This window comes from Methylomonas sp. LWB, assembly GCF_001856095.1.
GTDB lineage: Bacteria > Pseudomonadota > Gammaproteobacteria > Methylococcales > Methylomonadaceae > Methylomonas > Methylomonas koyamae_A.
Genome location: NZ_MKMC01000045.1, coordinates 260,605 through 276,840, shown reverse-complemented (window position 1 = coordinate 276,840; position 16,236 = coordinate 260,605). Strand labels below are relative to the sequence as shown.

Annotated in this window: 13 protein-coding genes and 1 pseudogene; 13 read left to right on the top strand and 1 reads right to left on the bottom strand. The window is 57.3% G+C overall.

Annotation, left to right across the window (positions count from 1 at the left end):
* The first annotated feature begins 5 nt into the window (after positions 1-5).
* The 13 genes and pseudogenes from rraA to BJL95_RS17440 all read left to right on the top strand — a co-directional run bounded on the left by rraA (position 6) and on the right by BJL95_RS17440 (position 14,546).
* Positions 6-495 (top strand): annotated as a pseudogene (gene rraA, locus BJL95_RS17500) (ribonuclease E activity regulator RraA).
* 37 nt (positions 496-532) lie between these two features.
* On the top strand, positions 533-1,489 hold the full coding sequence (gene ispH, locus BJL95_RS17495) for a 4-hydroxy-3-methylbut-2-enyl diphosphate reductase (protein WP_064030803.1): 957 nt from the start codon (positions 533-535) through the stop codon (positions 1,487-1,489).
* 25 nt (positions 1,490-1,514) lie between these two features.
* The gene (locus BJL95_RS25520) at positions 1,515-1,874 is read left to right on the top strand and encodes a rhodanese-like domain-containing protein (RefSeq protein WP_071159748.1); all 360 of its coding nucleotides are present in this window, start codon (positions 1,515-1,517) and stop codon (positions 1,872-1,874) included.
* A complete protein-coding gene (locus BJL95_RS25515) occupies positions 1,867-2,265 on the top strand; it encodes an RNA-binding S4 domain-containing protein (RefSeq protein ID WP_071159747.1) in 399 nt (132 codons plus the stop codon). The genes BJL95_RS25520 and BJL95_RS25515 overlap by 8 nt, the downstream gene beginning before the upstream one ends.
* 183 nt (positions 2,266-2,448) lie before the next feature.
* A complete protein-coding gene (locus BJL95_RS17480) occupies positions 2,449-4,224 on the top strand; it encodes a hypothetical protein (protein ID WP_064030800.1) in 1,776 nt (591 codons plus the stop codon).
* A 12-nt stretch (positions 4,225-4,236) separates the two neighbouring features.
* Positions 4,237-7,200, top strand: coding sequence for a DUF748 domain-containing protein (locus BJL95_RS17475; protein ID WP_071159745.1), 2,964 nt, complete (start codon positions 4,237-4,239; stop codon positions 7,198-7,200).
* Between the two features lie 88 nt (positions 7,201-7,288).
* Complete coding sequence (locus BJL95_RS17470; protein ID WP_064030798.1) at positions 7,289-7,732, top strand: DUF1134 domain-containing protein; 444 nt, start codon at positions 7,289-7,291, stop codon at positions 7,730-7,732.
* 17 nt (positions 7,733-7,749) lie between these two features.
* Complete coding sequence (locus BJL95_RS17465; RefSeq protein ID WP_071159743.1) at positions 7,750-8,076, top strand: hypothetical protein; 327 nt, start codon at positions 7,750-7,752, stop codon at positions 8,074-8,076.
* 159 nt (positions 8,077-8,235) lie between these two features.
* Positions 8,236-9,834 carry a hypothetical protein gene (locus tag BJL95_RS17460; RefSeq protein ID WP_071159741.1) on the top strand — a complete coding sequence of 533 codons (1,599 nt, stop codon included), beginning with the start codon at positions 8,236-8,238 and terminating at the stop codon, positions 9,832-9,834.
* Between the two features lie 68 nt (positions 9,835-9,902).
* Positions 9,903-12,230: a ribonuclease R gene (gene rnr / locus BJL95_RS17455; RefSeq protein ID WP_071159920.1), complete on the top strand. Its 2,328-nt coding sequence runs from the start codon at positions 9,903-9,905 to the stop codon at positions 12,228-12,230.
* On the top strand, positions 12,227-12,970 hold the full coding sequence (gene rlmB / locus BJL95_RS17450; RefSeq protein ID WP_064030794.1) for a 23S rRNA (guanosine(2251)-2'-O)-methyltransferase RlmB: 744 nt from the start codon (positions 12,227-12,229) through the stop codon (positions 12,968-12,970). Before rnr ends, rlmB begins: the two co-directional genes overlap by 4 nt.
* A gap of 4 nt (positions 12,971-12,974) precedes the next feature.
* Entirely contained in the window at positions 12,975-13,253 is a 279-nt protein-coding gene (locus BJL95_RS17445; protein WP_071159739.1) for a hypothetical protein, read from the top strand.
* Complete coding sequence (locus BJL95_RS17440) at positions 13,254-14,546, top strand: FAD/NAD(P)-binding oxidoreductase (RefSeq protein WP_071159737.1); 1,293 nt, start codon at positions 13,254-13,256, stop codon at positions 14,544-14,546. It begins immediately after the preceding gene.
* 690 nt (positions 14,547-15,236) lie between these two features.
* Here the strand turns inward: BJL95_RS17440 and trxB are convergent.
* Complete coding sequence (trxB, locus tag BJL95_RS17435) at positions 15,237-16,193, bottom strand: thioredoxin-disulfide reductase (protein WP_064030885.1); 957 nt, start codon at positions 16,191-16,193, stop codon at positions 15,237-15,239.
* Between the last annotated feature and the right edge of the window lie 43 nt (positions 16,194-16,236).

Sequence of the window (16,236 nt, the reverse complement as noted above, 5' to 3'; positions counted from 1 at the left end):
CCGATTTGGCATTTCTGACCGCCGATTTATGCGATCGCTTCGGCGATGCGGAGAATTTCCAGGTCGCCGAACCCATGCTGCGCCATTTCGGCGGGCGCCAACGGTTTTGCGGGCGAATCGCCACGCTGAAGGTTTTCGAGGACAATTCCTTGGTGCGTAGCGCATTGGAGGAAGATGGCAACGAGAAGGTGTTGGTGATCGATGGCGGTGGCGGCAAGCGTTGTGCCTTGTTCGGTGATACCTTGGCAGCTCTGGCGATCGAAAACGGCTGGAGCGGTATTATCGTCTACGGTTGCGTGCGCGGCGCGGAACTGTTGGCACGACTGCCGATCGGCGTAATGGCCCTGAACACCCATCCGATGCGTAGCCGTAAGCACGCACGGCCAAGGCGACCGCGACGTGATGATTACGTTTGCCGGGGTCAATTTCAAAAAAGACCATTACCTGTATGCCGATAGCGACGGAATTATCGTCGCCGAGACAAAATTGGATTAGAATTCCAATGCCTTAACCTAGTAAAACACTCAAGAATATGCAAATCGTACTCGCAAACCCTCGTGGATTCTGTGCCGGCGTGGACCGGGCCATTGAAATCGTCGATCAAGCCATCGATACCTTCGGCGCACCAATTTATGTGCGTCATGAGGTCGTGCACAACCGGACCGTGGTCGACGGATTAAAGGAAAAAGGCGCGGTGTTTATCGAGGATTTGAGCGATGTGCCGGTCGGCTCCTATCTGGTGTTCAGCGCGCACGGGGTTTCCAAGCAGGTGCAGCGCGAAGCCGACGAGCGACAATTGACGGTGTTCGATGCCACCTGCCCGTTGGTGACCAAAGTTCACATGCAGGTCGCCAAGCATGCCAAGCAGGACCGGGAAGTGATTCTGATCGGCCACGCCGGACATCCGGAGGTGGAAGGCACGATGGGGCAGTACGAAAAATGCACCGAGCACGGCAATATCTATTTGGTGGAAACGCCGGATGACGTTAAAAACCTCAAAGTCAATAATCCGGATAATCTGGCCTATGTCACGCAAACGACGTTGTCGATGACCGACACCAAGGTGATGGTCGACGCGCTACGCGAGCATTTTCCGTCGATCAAGGAGCAGAAAAAAGACGACATATGCTATGCCACCCAAAACCGTCAGGATGCGGTGCACGATCTGGCGAAAATTTCCGATCTGATTTTGGTAGTTGGCTCCCCCAACAGTTCGAATTCCAACCGTTTGCGGGAAATCGCCGAACAGCTCGGCAAATCCGCGCACTTGATCGATACCTATCGCGACCTGAAACAGGAATGGTTGTCGGGCGTGGATGTCGTCGGCGTCACAGCCGGCGCGTCGGCGCCGGAAGTGTTGGTACAGGAAGTGATCGATCAATTGAAAGCCTGGGGCGGCGCCGACACCCTGGTCCGCGAGAATAAAGGTATAGAGGAAAAAGTGGTATTCTCTATTCCCAAGGAATTGAAGAAGCACATGGAAGCCTAACTTAATCAGCCCAACGAGGAACCGTATGGCTATTAACGCGCAAGATTTAGTCGCCGCCGCCAAGCAGCAGATTTCGGAGATCGACGTCGCCGCCGCTCGCGAACGCTTGACGACAAATTTGATTCTGGATGTCCGCGAGCCCAACGAATTTGCCGCCGGCCATTTGCCGGGCGCGGTCAATATTCCACGTGGCGTACTTGAATTCCAAATTTGCGGACATCCCGCTTTCCAAGGTCGGCAACAAGCCCCGACCGTGGTGTATTGCCAGGGAGGCGGCAGGTCGGCGTTGGCGACTCAGGTATTGCAGCAGATGGGTTATTCGGCGACGGTCAGCATGGCCGGCGGTTTCAAGGCTTGGGCGGAGAGCGGTTTGCCCGTTGAGTGAGCAAGACGAACTCCGTATCGATAAATGGCTATGGGCCGCACGGTTTTTCAAGACCCGCGGCTTGGCGTCCGACGCGGTCAGCGGCGGAAAGGTGCATGTCAACGGCCAGCGCTGCAAGCCCAGCCGGGATGTTCGGCTTGGCGATCGCATCAGCATCACCAAGGATCAATATACTTGGGATATTCTTGTCACCGGTTTGAATCGGCAACGCCGTCCGGCCCAAGAGGCGGCCCAATTGTATGTCGAAGACGCGGCCAGCGCCGCCAAACGGCAACAACTGGCGGAATTGCACAAACAGCAGCAAGCTGCGTTCCCCGTCTCGGAGCGACCCTTCAAGCCCAACAAAAAACAGCGCCGGCAAATTCATCGTTTCAAAGAGAGTTCGGCTTGACCGGACCGCGTTCAACAAAACGATAGCCACACTTCCCGCAAGACTTTATTATTCCAGCGTTGTGCGCGCGCCGGAATAAGCCGGTGTTTGTCAAACGGCGGCCGGGCGTTAAGTTCGGCCTAAGAACCGGCGTTTAGTTTTCCGGTACGCTTTCACCCACGCAAGATTCCAAAAGGTTTTTGAATGTCGCAACGCTGTTTTTTCATAATCGCGCAAGCGGTGCTGGCCAGTGGATTGCTGGTCGGTTGCGCCACCACTCGGCAATTGGCGGTGGATTATCCGAAAACCGAATCGGTAGCCGTCAAGCCGTTGCGAGGGCAAACGACGGTTTCCGGCGACGATTACTACGTGCAGTGGCTGTCTGAGTTCGAGTTCAAGGGCGACAGCGCATTGAAAGGCGGTTGCAATGAAATGGGCGGTCATTACGAAAACGGCGATTTGTCGGCCGCCGTCGTGTTCGCGGTGCATAACGACGCCTTGAAGCTGCAGCGCGAAGCCAGCGGATTTCTTTATCAGGCGACGACCGGGCGGTGCAATTTCAAACTGGAGACCAAAAAGGCCAATTTGACGCCGTGGTTACGCTTGGATTCGGCCAAGGACACCCAGATTGAATACCGCTTTCTGACCAGTAACAGCCACGAGTCTAATCTGTCGCAGCTGGTCGAGGATCTGAACACCGCCAGCGGTTTGTTCGCGTTGACCGGCGTCGGTACCGGCATGGCGGTGATGGGGAAGTTGGCCGGCAATTGGGTGGAAAGCAATCCGCCCGTCGTCGCGAAAGCGCCGACGCCGGCCGGCAAGCTCAGTTCCGAGACCCACACGCTGCCGGCCGGCGTCGTACTTAACGCCGACAGCGCAGGTCTCAATCAAACCCGCTTGCCGGTTTACGAAGTGCTCGAAGGCGGTTGGAACATTTGGTCGTCGGAAACCAAGATGCTGGGCGAATTGCGGATTTATCCGGAATTGGTGTCGTCCCTGCTGCTGAAAACCGTTGGCGACGCGACGCCGGACGCTCACGACCTGTCTCTGGAAGAACTGTGGCGGGCGCCGATACAAACAGCCAACGGCGAACAGCGTCTCCAGCAATTGCTGGCTCAAATCGATGCCGCCGATCGGCCGAATCTGCAACCGGATTGGCGGGATTACAGCGATGTCGAGACTCAGTGCCGGCGGCTGAAACTGGTCATGAAGGACTTGGGGTTCAATAAATTCGACCGCAACGCCTTGCTCTACTACTTTCTGAATAAATCGCCGGATTGGAAGAATTTCAATATCTCGATGCAGCGGGCGATGACCGATGAAATCCGACCCAAATTGTTGGAGCAATACCGTTCCACCAACTTTTCCGGCTGTTTGGCGCCGGAAGATTATTGGGTCATGAAGAGCATGCGTCTGGCGGTCAATACCGAGCAGGACTGGGATGCGCTGGCCAGTTCTAGGCAAAAGAAGGAAGGCATCTTGAATCCGGTGCAGTCGGCGGGCCGACAATTGCTGGCGGCCCTGAAAAGCCCGGATAAGGATGAAGTGGCCCGTCAACTGTATCCGCTATTGAATACCGAAAAGGCCGGCAACGGTAGCGTATTGCTGCAAAACCATTTGAGTAATTTCGGCCTGGAAACCTTGCTGCAACTACCGCCGATTCCCGACGAAGGCGTGGTCGTTAGTGCCGCGCAATTGGCCGGCGTGTTCGCCGGTCTGAACGTCGATAGTTACAGTTGCGCTAGGCCGGCCCAGGAACAAGGTCAGCCGCTGGCCCATATCGGCATTCTATTGTTCGCCACCAAGCCGGGCAGTCCTCGCGACAAAGGCGGCGCGCTCGAATTCGAACTGGCTCAGGGCCGCATCGTGCGTTTGGCGTTTCAGCATCCGTCGTTTCGCGATTTCGAACAGAATCTGGCCGATTATCCCGATCTCGGCGGCTGTCGCATCGACGCCGAATTTCTGAATCGACTGCATTAACACGGGGGTGCCATGGTCCTGAAACGCTCCACCGGGTATTGGATAGGCGGCACGCTGGTCGGCTTGGTCGGTTTGTATGCGGCGGCCGGATACTATGTTTTGCCCTATTGGGCGAGAACCCGCTTGCCCGAAATCGTTCACCAGGCCACCGGCGCTCAGTTCGGCATCGAGACGGTGGCCTTCGATCCTTTCGAATGGCGGGCCGAGTTGCGAGGGATACGTTTGACGGGTGCCGACGGCAAGGATTTACTCGGTTTGGAGAGTCTGGTTCTGGATATTCAGGCGATGGAGTCGCTAGGCATGCGCGGTTTGGCGGTAACGGCGATCGAATTCGGCAAGCCGACCATCAACCTGGAGCGCCGCGCCGACGGCCGCTTGAATTTGGCCGATCTGCGGCCTGCCGAAGCCGAGCCGGACCCTTCGTCCGAGCCCGCTAAAGAAGACTCGCCGCCGCCACTGTTGATTCACCGGCTGGCGATCGATGCCGGCGAAATCCGTTGGCGCGACGCGTTGGCGGGCGAGGATGCCGCCGAAACGCTGATGCCGCTGCAGTTGGAAGTCGCCGAGTTGGGTACCGTCAACGGAAAGAATGGCGCTAGCGGGCGTTTGGCGGTGGGCTTGGCGTCCGGCGGTACGCTGAATTGGCAAGGACAATTGACGTTGATGCCGTTGGTCTCGACCGGCAGCCTAAGGCTGGAGGGTATCGTCGTCCCGAAATTGCTGAAATTGGCGCCGAAGGACGTGCTGCCGGTTACGATCGACGCCGGCCAGTTGTCGGTCACCGCCGATTATCATCTGAGCCAGCACGACGGCGGTGTCAATTTGGCGCTAAACAACGGAGTTATCGACCTTAAAAAGTGGGCGATCAGCGAGCCGGCCCAGCATCGCTCGTTACTGGACTTGCCGTCGTTGACGCTTAGCGGCGTGGCCGTCGATCTTCAGGACCGGCAGTTGACCATCGCTAAAGTCGCCGCCGACGATTCGGCGATCCAAGTTTGGCTGCAAGCCGATGGCGTGGTGAACTACCAAGCCTTGTTTGCCGAGCCCGGCCAATCAAGCGCCAACGCGTCCAATCCGGCCGCCGCTCCGCCGACGCCCGCGGAGCCCGCCAAACCTTGGCGACTTAAGGTCGACGACGTGGCATTAAGCAATCACCGCATCGAGTTCACCGATTACAGTCTGACCAAGCCGGTGACGCTGGAGTTGACCGAACTGGCCTTGGCGGTGCGCGGGTTCGATAGCGCCAATCCAGGCAAGTTACCGTTGACCTTCGCTACCCGTATTAACCAAAAGGCGTCCTTGAAACTGGCCGGCGATACCGTTTTGCAGCCCTTCGGTGCCGCGTGGCAGGTAACGCTCGATAACTTGCTGATCAAGCCGTTTCAGGCTTATCTCGATCCCTATTTGAATCTGGAACTGGTGGATGGCGCCGTCAATCTGGATGGCAATCTGCAACTGACAACCACTGATCAATTTCAACTTACCTTTACCGGTAACGCCAACATCGACAATCTGGTAACCCGCGATCAAATCAAGAATAAGGATTTCTTGAAGTGGTCGGACCTGACCCTAGCCGGCATCGACATCGATCTGAACCAGCAGGATTTTAAAATCGACCGGGTGGTGTTCGAACGGCCCTATTTTCGCTTCAACATCAAGAAAGACGGTACGACCAATGTTGACGAACTTAGCGTCGTCAAGTCGCCGGCTCAGCAAAACGGGTCAAAAGTGGCGGAAGCACCGACCAAGCCGGACGTGAAATCCCCGGAACCGAAATTGGTCATCGGCAAAATCGAGATGAAAAACGGTCGCTCCGATTTCGCCGATTATTCGCTGATCTTGCCTTTCGTCGCGGAAATGAAACACCTGAATGGCGAAGTCAGCGGTTTTTCGACCGAGAAAGACGCCTACGCGCAACTGGATTTGCAAGGCAAGGTTTACGATCTGGCGTCGGTCGATATCAAGGGCAAATACCAATTCCAAACCGGCAATACCGATGTCGGCCTGAAGTTTACCCACATGCCCTTGCCGCTGATTACGCCTTACATGGCCGAATTCGCCGGCTATAAAATCGAAAAAGGCCAGATGGCGCTGGATTTGCAGTACAAAATCAGCAAGGGCCAATTGGAGGTCCAGAACAAATTGTTCATCGATCAGTTGGCGCTGGGCGACCACGTCGAGAATCCGAAAGCGATGTCGCTACCCTTACATCTGGCCATTGCTTTACTGAAAGACGCCGACGGTCGGATCAATCTGGATTTCCCGATTTCCGGCAGTCTGGAAGATCCGAAATTCAGCCTTGGGGCACTAGTTAGCGACGTATTGGTCAATCTGATTGCCAAGGCGGTGGCTTCGCCGTTCAAGATGTTTGGGGCACTGCTCGGCGAGGATAAGGATTACAGTGTCGTAAAGTTCGGTCCGGGTAGCGCCAAATTGGCGGCCGAGGAGTCCGCCAAACTCGATCAACTTGGGCAGGCCTTGACCACCAAACCGGAATTGACGCTGGAAATCAAGGGCAAGGCTTATGAAACCCAGGATTGGCCGGCGATGCGTTACGATGCGGTCAAGGATGTTCTGAAAAAAATGAAATCCGGCGAGTTGCGCGATCAGGGCCAGAAAATCCGCCATGAGTATCTCGAGTTGTCGGACGACGAATACCGGCGTCTGCTGGCCAAGTTTTTCGGCGAAGTGTTTCCCGAGGAATTGGATCGCGGCCTGTTCGGCAAGCCACGCTTGAAAAGCGATCCGAATGTAGATTTTTACAGCGTCGCTCAACAGCGCCTGGAAGGTATCTTTCATCCCGATCCGCAGCGCTTGACCGAGTTGGCGGTGGACCGGGCCAATCACATCGCCCAATACGTCACCATGCAGGGCAAGGTCGAACGAGGGCGGGTTTACATCTTGGCGCCGGAATTGAGTCAAGCGGAAACCGCCGACGGCCTGAACTCGGTGTTGTCGTTGGGGGCCTTGCCCTGACCGAGCGCGAAACGGCTTTGTACTATAATCGGCTGACTCGACGGCGGCTGGCCGGCTGGAAATTGGGGTTTAACACGTGGAGAAAACAATGAAAATCGGAACGTTCAACTATTTACCGCTAGTGCTTGGCATCGCATGCGCGGCGCTATCGGCCTCGGCCGCGGCGGGACCGCTGACCTCTTGCACGATGACCTACAAATTGAGCGGCTGGTCGCTGGTCTACAAACAATACGACGGTATCGGCAATATCAGTTGCAGCAACGGCCAGCGCGCCCAAGTCGCCTTGGCGTCCAAGAGCATCGGCTTCACGATAGGCAAATCGGAAATCGAAGGCACCGGGGTATTTTCGGAAGTCAAAAATCTCAATGAGATCTACGGCAACTTCGTGGCCTTGGAAGGGCACGCCGGCGCTACTAAATCCGTGGACGCGCAAGTCTTGACGCGCGGCGAAATTTCGCTGGCCTTATCCGGCAAGGGGCGAGGCATCGACATCGGCGTCACGCTGGGCGCGCTGACGATTTCGCCGCGCTAGGCCGTTTTTACCGGCACATGCCGTTCGTCACCCGAGACGCCGCCGGGGCGATCCGGCGCCTCGACGATACCGGGGCCGCTGGCGATTGGCTGGCGGATGACGATCCCGAACTGGCCGCGTTTTACCGCGACGCGGGCATGCGGGCCAAGCGCGCGCTGACCGAAACCGATGTCGATATGGTTAGGGTTATCGACGATCTGGTGGATGTTTTGGTGGCCAAACAATTGGTGATATTTACCGAGTTGCCGGACGCCGTGCAACAGAAGCTGCTGGCCCGTAAACAACTGAGAAGGGAAATCGGCGCGTTACAGAACTTAATGCTAGACGACGAAGGTTTGTTCTAATGAACCCATGTCGCGCCCGGTCGGCTTCGCGCTCGCCGCGATCGGCCCGCCTGGAATGGTACTGATTGGTGCCGCCGGCGCGGCCGTCAGCAACCGCGGGCGGCCGGAGTTTCGCCGGACAACGGTTGGAAGCGCCGTTGTATTGAATTTGGACTTTGCGTGAAGAACTCTTTTTTTCTGGTCATACCCGAACAAAAAAACGATCCCCGCTTGCTGGCGACTTTCTCGGAAACCGCCCTGCAACAATGGATCGCCGAGTTGCCCGCCGCCAATCCGGGTCTGGCCGCTCGTTTGTTTCAGGAATTGCTGTCCGAATTGATTTCGGTGGAAATGCCGGCTGCCAAGCGCTTGCAAGCGTTGGAGCAGCTCAGGGACAGTTTTTTTCTGATCGACGATTATTTGCGGTCGCGTCTGATCAAATTCGGCTTTCCGAAAGGCGATATCGAGAAAAAAATTTTCGGGCTGGTGTGCGTCGTCGAGCGCCAGTTTACGATCGGTTATTGGAGCGTGGTCAGGGACCTGACCCGGCGCGATGTCGGCTGGCTGCAGGGCAAGACCGTGGCCTTGGCGATACAGCGGACCATCAAGGGCTTGAGCCGCATCGTCGTCAGCCAGTACATGATGAGTTACCCGATTCCGGACTGGATTTGGATAGATCTGCATTCGCTGTACAAACTGGCGGTGAAGTTGGGCAAAGACGATACCAAGGTCGCCGACCAGCGCGGCCTGTTTACCAAGCATTCCTCGGTCGCCGACAGTTACAAGCAGATTTTGCTGCTCAGTCTGGCCTACCCGTCCGGCCTGATGCAGAAGGAATTCCAACTGGTTTACGAGTTCATCGATAAGATTAGCGATTTGGTAAACATAGAAGCCAAACCGGTTGCCGGACAAGCCGTGCAATGTCTGATTTCGATCGACGAAGACCTTGCCCCGGCCTTTCAGCCGGCCGCCAAGACGGCGGACCGACGCGGCGAGGCGGCCCTATTGTATTTGGATCTGACCAAATTGGCTAAGATCTACAAGTTGACCGATAAATACTGCGGCAAGGACGAAGCCAGATTCAGTTCGCTGGACATCGATCCAGGCAGCCATAACAAATTGTCGCCGGAACTGTTCGAGTATCTGATACAGCGCTGGCAGGGCAGGGAACCGCAAGGGACCGTGTATTTCGCCGATCGGCTGGATCGTTACGTAGTCATTGGCCTGGACGCGACGCACGATTTACTGGATACCGGCCGGATTGCCGCCGGCTATGAAGCGACACCGGAAATTCCGGCACACAGCGAATCCGAGCGGGCGTTGTCCTGCGTATTGCAGCAGGAAGGCTTGTTGTCGATCGGCAGTTTGGTCAGTTTTAGAAAAACCGATAGCTTGCCGCATCTGCGGGCCTTGGGCGTGGTCTGCAAGATTCTGCTGCCCAAGCAAGACAGCAAAGTGGTGTTCGAGTTGGTCGTGATTGCCCATCAAGCGTTTCCGGTGGCTTATCACGCGCTGGATGCCGAACCCGACACCGAACGCAAAAAAGCCCTGATTTATGGTACAAAGGACCAAGAAGGCGAAAAAAGCTTTATTATCATGGATTCTTTCATGCTCAAGGATGGCGACTTGTTACGGATGTACATGGGGAGCGAGAATTTTCCAATTATTTTGAATGGCCGGAAGAATATAGGCTTGGGCTATTGGCAATTCGAATGTCGGCAGATACTTGAAAATATCCCGTCGGCCCACGGCAAGAAGAAAGGCTATGACTTTATTTGAAACATCCGTTTGCCGGGCGCCCCATGCGCGACCCCGGCCGCATGACCCGACACCGAAACGACTACTCAATGACATCCAATTCCGATCAGCCCACTGATTCCAAAACGTTCGTCGATCCTTACGCCGAGCGCGAAGCCGAAAAATACGAACATCCCATTCCCAGCCGCGAACTGATACTGCAGCTGGTTCAGCAAACCGGCAAGCCGTTGCGGCGTCAACAAATCGCTCAACAATTCGGGTTAGAGTCCGCCGACGCTCTCGAAGCCCTGCGCCGGCGCTTGCGCGCGATGGAACGCGACGGCCAGTTGGTATTCAACAGCCGGCAAAAATACATGATCGGCAACGGTCAAAACTTGATTAACGGGCGGGTACTCGGTCATCCCGAGGGTTTCGGCTTTCTGAAACCGGAAGACGGCAGCGACGATTTGTTTTTGTCGCCCAGGGAAATGAAGCCGCTGATGCACAACGACAGGGTCGCGGTTAGGGTAACCGGCATCGATCGCAAGGGGCGCCGCGAAGCCGCCGTCGTTGATATTCTGGAACGCAATACCCACCAAGTGGTCGGCCGGTTCTTCACCGAGGGCCGCGTCGCTTATGTGGTGCCGGATAACAAGAAAATCATTCACGAGGTTCTGATCGCCAAGGAGGATGTCGGTGGCGCCAAAAACGGCCAGATCGTCGTCGCCGAAATCGTCCAGCAACCCAGCGCGCACTACCAGCCCTTGGGGCGGGTTGTCGAAGTGTTGGGCATGCATATGGCACCCGGCATGGAAATCGAAATGGCGATCCGTTCGCACGAGCTACCCAACCATTGGCCGGAGGCTTTGCTGGCCGAGATTGGCGGCTTGCAGGCGGAAGTGCCGGAATCGGCCAAGCAGGGCAGGGAAGACGTCCGCCACCTGCCGTTGGTGACGATAGACGGCGAGGACGCCCGCGATTTCGACGACGCGGTGTATGCCCAAAAAACCAAGAAAGGCTGGAAGTTATTGGTGGCGATCGCCGACGTATCGCACTACGTCAAGGTGGGTACCGCGCTGGACGACGAAGCCAAAAACCGCAGCACCTCGGTGTATTTCCCGGAAAAAGTCATCCCGATGCTGCCGGAGATTTTGTCCAACGGCTTGTGTTCGCTGAATCCCAAGGTGGATCGGCTATGCATGGTTTGCGAGTTGCTGATCGGCGAGGACGGCCTAGTGGTGCGTTCGCGGTTTTTCGAGGCCGTGATGCGTTCCCATGCCCGGCTAACCTACAGCGAAGTCGCAAAAATACTGGTCGACGGCGATCAAAAACTGGCCAAGAAATACGCGGATTTGGTGCCGCATCTGCAAACGCTGTACAGCCTGTACCAGGCCATGCGCCGGCAACGGGAACTGCGCGGGGCGATGGATTTCGACACGCAGGAAACCAAGATCGTGTTCGGGCCCGAGCGCAAAATCGCCGAGATCGTGCCGCTGGTCCGCAACGACGCGCATAAATTGATCGAAGAATTCATGATTACCGCCAACACCGCGGCGGCCAAATTCCTAACCCGCAAAAAGTTGCCGCGCCTGCTGAGGATACACGACGGCCCAGGCCCAGAGAAATTACTGGCGCTGAAGACCTTTTTGAACGAGCTCGGTCTGCATCTCGGCGGCCACGCTCAACCGACCCCGCTGGATTACATGCACTTGCTGGAATCGGTGGCCGGCCGCACGGATGCCCACCTGATTCAGACCATCTTGCTGCGCTCGATGTCGCAAGCGGTGTACAGCCCGGAAACCAAGGGTCATTTCGGCTTGGCGCTGGACGCTTACGCGCATTTCACATCGCCGATCCGCCGTTATCCGGATTTGCTGGTGCACCGGGCGATACGCCACGCACTGGCCGGCAAGGCGCCGGATAGCTTTGCGTACAATTACGCCGACATGATGGCCTTGGGCGAGCATTGTTCCGCTAACGAGCGCCGGGCCGACGACGCCACCCGCGACGTGATTAGTTGGTTGAAGTGCGAGTACATGATGGACAAGATCGGCGAGGAATTCGCCGGAGTGATTTCGTCGGTCACCGGTTTTGGGTTTTTCGTCGAATTGCAGACCGTTTACGTCGAAGGCCTGGTGCATATCGCCTCCTTGCACAACGACTATTTCCAGTTCGATTCCGGCAAGCATCAGCTTTACGGCGAACGAACCGGCGTGCGCTATCGGCTGGGCGACGCGGTGCGCATCCGTGTGGTACGGGTCAATTTGGACGACAAAAAGATCGACTTCGAATTGATTCAGGCCGGCAAGAAGGCCGAGAACGCCAAACCCAAAAAGGCCAAATCCAGCAAAGCCAAAACGACCGAGGGCAAAGGCAAGTCCGCCAAGTCCGAGCCCGCCAAAAAATCCACCCGATCCAGACGGCGCCGTAAATCATGAGTTTGACTCAGCTTTTCGGCGTGCACGCCGTGCAGGCCGCCTTGGAACATTCTCCAGACAAAATCCGCCGCGCCTGGATCGACGGCCAACGCCAGGATGCCCGCTTGAAACCGCTGCTCGACGCGTTGGCGGAGTTGGGTGTCAATCCCGAGAAAACCGAGCGCAAAAAGCTGGAGCGGATGGCCGACGGCAAAAATCACCAAGGCATCGTGGTCGCGGTCGAATTGCCGGCGATGCGCAGCGAAGATCAGCTAAAACAGGATTTCGACGCGCTGACCGAAACGCCGTTTTATTTGATTCTGGATCAAGTTCAGGACCCGCATAATCTCGGAGCGTGCTTGCGTACCGCCGACGCGGTGGGCGTGCATGGCGTTGTAGTTACCAAAGACAATGCCGCCGGCATCACGCCGACCGTGTGCAAGGTAGCCAGCGGCGCGGCCGAGACGGTGCCGGTCTATCAGGTTACCAATCTGGCTCGGGTGCTGCGCTGGTTCAAGGACCAAAATGTTTGGATCATGGGTGCGGCCGGCGAAGCCGAGCAAACCGTCTACCAGATGAAACTGGATATGCCGCTGGCTTTGGTGATGGGCGCGGAAGGCAGCGGTTTGCGCCATCTGACCCGCCAGCATTGCGACTTTCTGGTAAAGATACCGATGGTGGGCCAAGTGGAAAGCCTGAATGTATCGGTCGCGACCGGCGTGTTGCTGTACGAGGTTTTCCGGCAAAAAGCCGCGAACTAAGCGAATGCGGGCGGCTGTCGGCTTACTGCTGCTAGTGTTGACCACCGCCGCGCGCGCCGATTTCGCCGCCGAGGCGATCGCCGCCAATTGCACGATCTGCCATCCGCGAGAGGACGGCGACGCCGGCATGCCCGCGCTGGCGGACCAGTCGGCTGAAAAACTTCGTCAGTCTTTGCTGGATTTCAAATACGACCGCAAAACCGCGACTTTGATGAATCGGATCGCCAAAGGCTACAGCGACACCGAATTAGCGGTGGTGGCCGATTACCTGGGAAAACGCTAGATGGCGGACTGGTCGCGCCGACGATTTCTGCGAACTGGTGCCGTCGCGACGGCCGGCTCGCTGAGCGCCTGTCAAACATGGACGATCGGCGGCGCGGCAAGGGCGCATGTCGTGGTCGTGGGCGGCGGCTTTGCCGGCGCCACCGCCGCCAAATTCATTCGTTGCTACGACCCGACGATCGACGTCACGTTAATCGAACCCAAATCTGCTTATATCACCTGTCCGGCCAGTAACTGGACTTTGGCCGGACTGTTGAAACCGGCGCAGTTGCAAGTCGATTATCGGGCCTTGGTCGATCATTACCAAGTTCGCCTGATCGGTGACCGAGTGGCCGCGATCGACGCCGACCGGCGTGAACTGGTGCTGGCCGATGGCGATAGCTTGCGCTACGACCGGTTAGTGTTGGCGCCCGGCATCGATTTCGACTGGCAAGCCATCGCTGGTTACGATGCCGAAATGGCCGAGCGTTTTCCGCACGCCTGGCAAGCCGGCCTGCAGACCGAATTGTTGATTCGCCAAATCCAGGCGCTGCCCGACGGCGGCCGGGTGCTGATTTGCGCGCCGCCCGATCCCTACCGCTGTCCGCCCGGCCCCTACGAGCGGGCCAGCCTGATCGCGTTCTGGCTGAAGCAACACAAGCCGCGCGCCAAGGTGGTGATACTCGATCCCAAAACCGGCTTCTCCAAACAAAAATTGTTCGAGTCCGGCTGGCGCCGGCATTTCGGCTACGGCACGCCGGCCGCCAGCATCGAGTGGCTGTCGATCGCCAACAATCCGGTGGTGCGCTTGGAGGCCGCCGGCCGAGCGGTGGTCACCGATTTCGGCGACCGTTATACCGGCGACGTGCTGAACATCATCCCGCCGCAACGCGCCGGCCGCATCGCCGCCCAAGCCGGCTTGACCGACGGCGGCGGCTGGTGCCCGGTCGATCCCTGGACCAACCGGTCGCGCTTCAACGAATTCATTCACGTAATCGGCGATGCCGCCGACTACGCACCGATACCTAAGTCGGCCTTCGCCGCTAATTCCGAAGCCAAGGTCTGTGCGCGCGCCGTGGTCGATTTGCTGAACGGCCGCCCGCCAACCGAGCCGCATTGGCTGAACACCTGCTACAGCCTGATCGCGCCGGATCATGGCATCTCGGTGGCGATGGTGTATCGGCTGAACGCCGGCCGGATTACGCCGGTGCCCGGCGCCGGCGGCGTCAGCGCCGATAGCCCCGCGGCGGCCGCATTGGAGGCTGGCTATGCCGTCGCGGCCTACCGCAATCTCAGAAAGGATACTTTCGAATGAGCAGGGTGCTTGATCGCTCAACGGTTTTGGCTGCACGACCGCCAACGTGATGAAACCGACGCCGTTTACACCGGACACGCCGTTACTCCTTTACTGGTTAACATCGCCAACAACGTCAGTTACCGCGACTGAATGTAATCGCATTGATGCCGGCGATTTTATACTGAAGGTAAAATTGGACAATTTCGGATGGATGGTTTTTCTGACGAACCTCTGTTGCCGGGGAGTCGCTATTTTTGCGAAAGATTTTTCGGGTATCCTGGGTCGAAAAATCAGGTAAAAATGACGCGACCGCTTATGCCTGCTACGGCCTCGATTCGTTCGTCGCGTCGTTTCGACCCGACAAGGGGTCGAAACATAGGTTCTCGCATGACTTGACGGCGTTTCGCGAGGCTTTTCTCCGCTTCATTGCGAAAACCCGCCTGATGCTATGCCTATTGAGAACTAAAAATCTTCACTTCGCCTTCGCTCCGTTTCCAAGATTTTCAGCGAATGATTTGCTGCTGCCAGCGGTAATCCCAAAATGTGCGACAGCCAGTAGTTACGTTGCCATTTTCGGCCTGTCCCCCATGATACCAGTCGCCAATAATGCCAGGGTGAGTGGTCTTCGGGCGCCTAAGTCGGAGGCCAAGTTCCGGCTATCCCTGCCGGAACGGTGTGCTTTTCAAAGCGGGGCGATCGGAAGTGGCTTTAGCCGGTTAGTTCGTCCAGGTACTTTTCGGCATCCAGCGCGGCCATGCAGCCGGCACCGGCCGAGGTGATCGCCTGTTTGTAGTGCGAATCCATCACGTCGCCGGCCGCGAATACGCCCGGTACGTTGGTCGCGGTGGCGTTGCCGTGTATGCCGCTCTTGACGACGATGTAGCCGTGGTCCATCTCCAGTTGACCGGTAAAGATGTCGGTATTCGGCGTATGGCCGATCGCGATGAATACGCCGTGTACGTCGATATCTTTGGTGCTGCCGTCGGCCGTGCTTTTGATGCGAATGCCGGTCACGCCCATGTCGTCGCCCAGGACTTCGTCGAGCTGGTAATTCCATTCGATTTTGACGTTGCCGGATTTGGATTTCTCGATCAGTTTGTCCGACAGAATTTTCTCGGAGCGGAACTTGTCGCGGCGGTGAACCACGATCACCTCCGAGGCGATGTTGGCCAGATACAAGGCTTCCTCGACCGCGGTATTGCCGCCGCCGATCACCGCGACCGGTTTGTTGCGGTAGAAGAAACCGTCGCAGGTCGCGCAGGCCGAGACGCCGCGGCCCTTGAAGTCTTCCTCGGACGGCAGGCCCAGATATTTTGCAGAGGCGCCGGTAGCTACGATCAGTGCGTCGCAGGTGTAAACGCCGGAGTCGCCGGTCAGCGTGTACGGTTTTTTCGACAGGTCGGCGGTGTGGATGTGGTCGAAGATCACTTCGGTATTAAAGCGTTCGGCATGGCGCAGCATCCGATCCATCAATTCCGGTCCTTGCACGCCGTCTACGTCGCCGGGCCAGTTGTCGACCTCGGTGGTCGTGGTTAGCTGGCCGCCTTGTTGCATGCCGGTGATCATCACCGGATTCAGGTTGGCGCGGGCGGCGTAGACGGCGGCGGTGTAGCCGGCGGGGCCTGAGCCCAGGATTAACAATTTGCAATGTTTGGCTTCGGCCATGTTAACGGTCTCCATTGAGTCGGGTGGGGGATGATTGGATTAT

What these genes read in the sequence shown, in the direction of transcription:
- BJL95_RS17480 (WP_064030800.1), top strand. Translation starts at nt 2,449, where the DNA reads ATGTCGCAACGCTGTTTTTTCATAATCGCGCAAGCGGTGCTGGCCAGT.
- BJL95_RS17465 (WP_071159743.1), top strand. Translation starts at nt 7,750, where the DNA reads ATGCCGTTCGTCACCCGAGACGCCGCCGGGGCGATCCGGCGCCTCGAC.
- trxB (WP_064030885.1), bottom strand. Translation starts at nt 16,193, where the DNA reads ATGGCCGAAGCCAAACATTGCAAATTGTTAATCCTGGGCTCAGGCCCC.
- BJL95_RS17470 (WP_064030798.1), top strand. Translation starts at nt 7,289, where the DNA reads ATGAAAATCGGAACGTTCAACTATTTACCGCTAGTGCTTGGCATCGCA.
- rnr (WP_071159920.1), top strand. Translation starts at nt 9,903, where the DNA reads ATGACATCCAATTCCGATCAGCCCACTGATTCCAAAACGTTCGTCGAT.
- BJL95_RS17475 (WP_071159745.1), top strand. Translation starts at nt 4,237, where the DNA reads ATGGTCCTGAAACGCTCCACCGGGTATTGGATAGGCGGCACGCTGGTC.
- BJL95_RS17445 (WP_071159739.1), top strand. Translation starts at nt 12,975, where the DNA reads ATGCGGGCGGCTGTCGGCTTACTGCTGCTAGTGTTGACCACCGCCGCG.
- rlmB (WP_064030794.1), top strand. Translation starts at nt 12,227, where the DNA reads ATGAGTTTGACTCAGCTTTTCGGCGTGCACGCCGTGCAGGCCGCCTTG.
- BJL95_RS25520 (WP_071159748.1), top strand. Translation starts at nt 1,515, where the DNA reads ATGGCTATTAACGCGCAAGATTTAGTCGCCGCCGCCAAGCAGCAGATT.
- ispH (WP_064030803.1), top strand. Translation starts at nt 533, where the DNA reads ATGCAAATCGTACTCGCAAACCCTCGTGGATTCTGTGCCGGCGTGGAC.
- BJL95_RS17440 (WP_071159737.1), top strand. Translation starts at nt 13,254, where the DNA reads ATGGCGGACTGGTCGCGCCGACGATTTCTGCGAACTGGTGCCGTCGCG.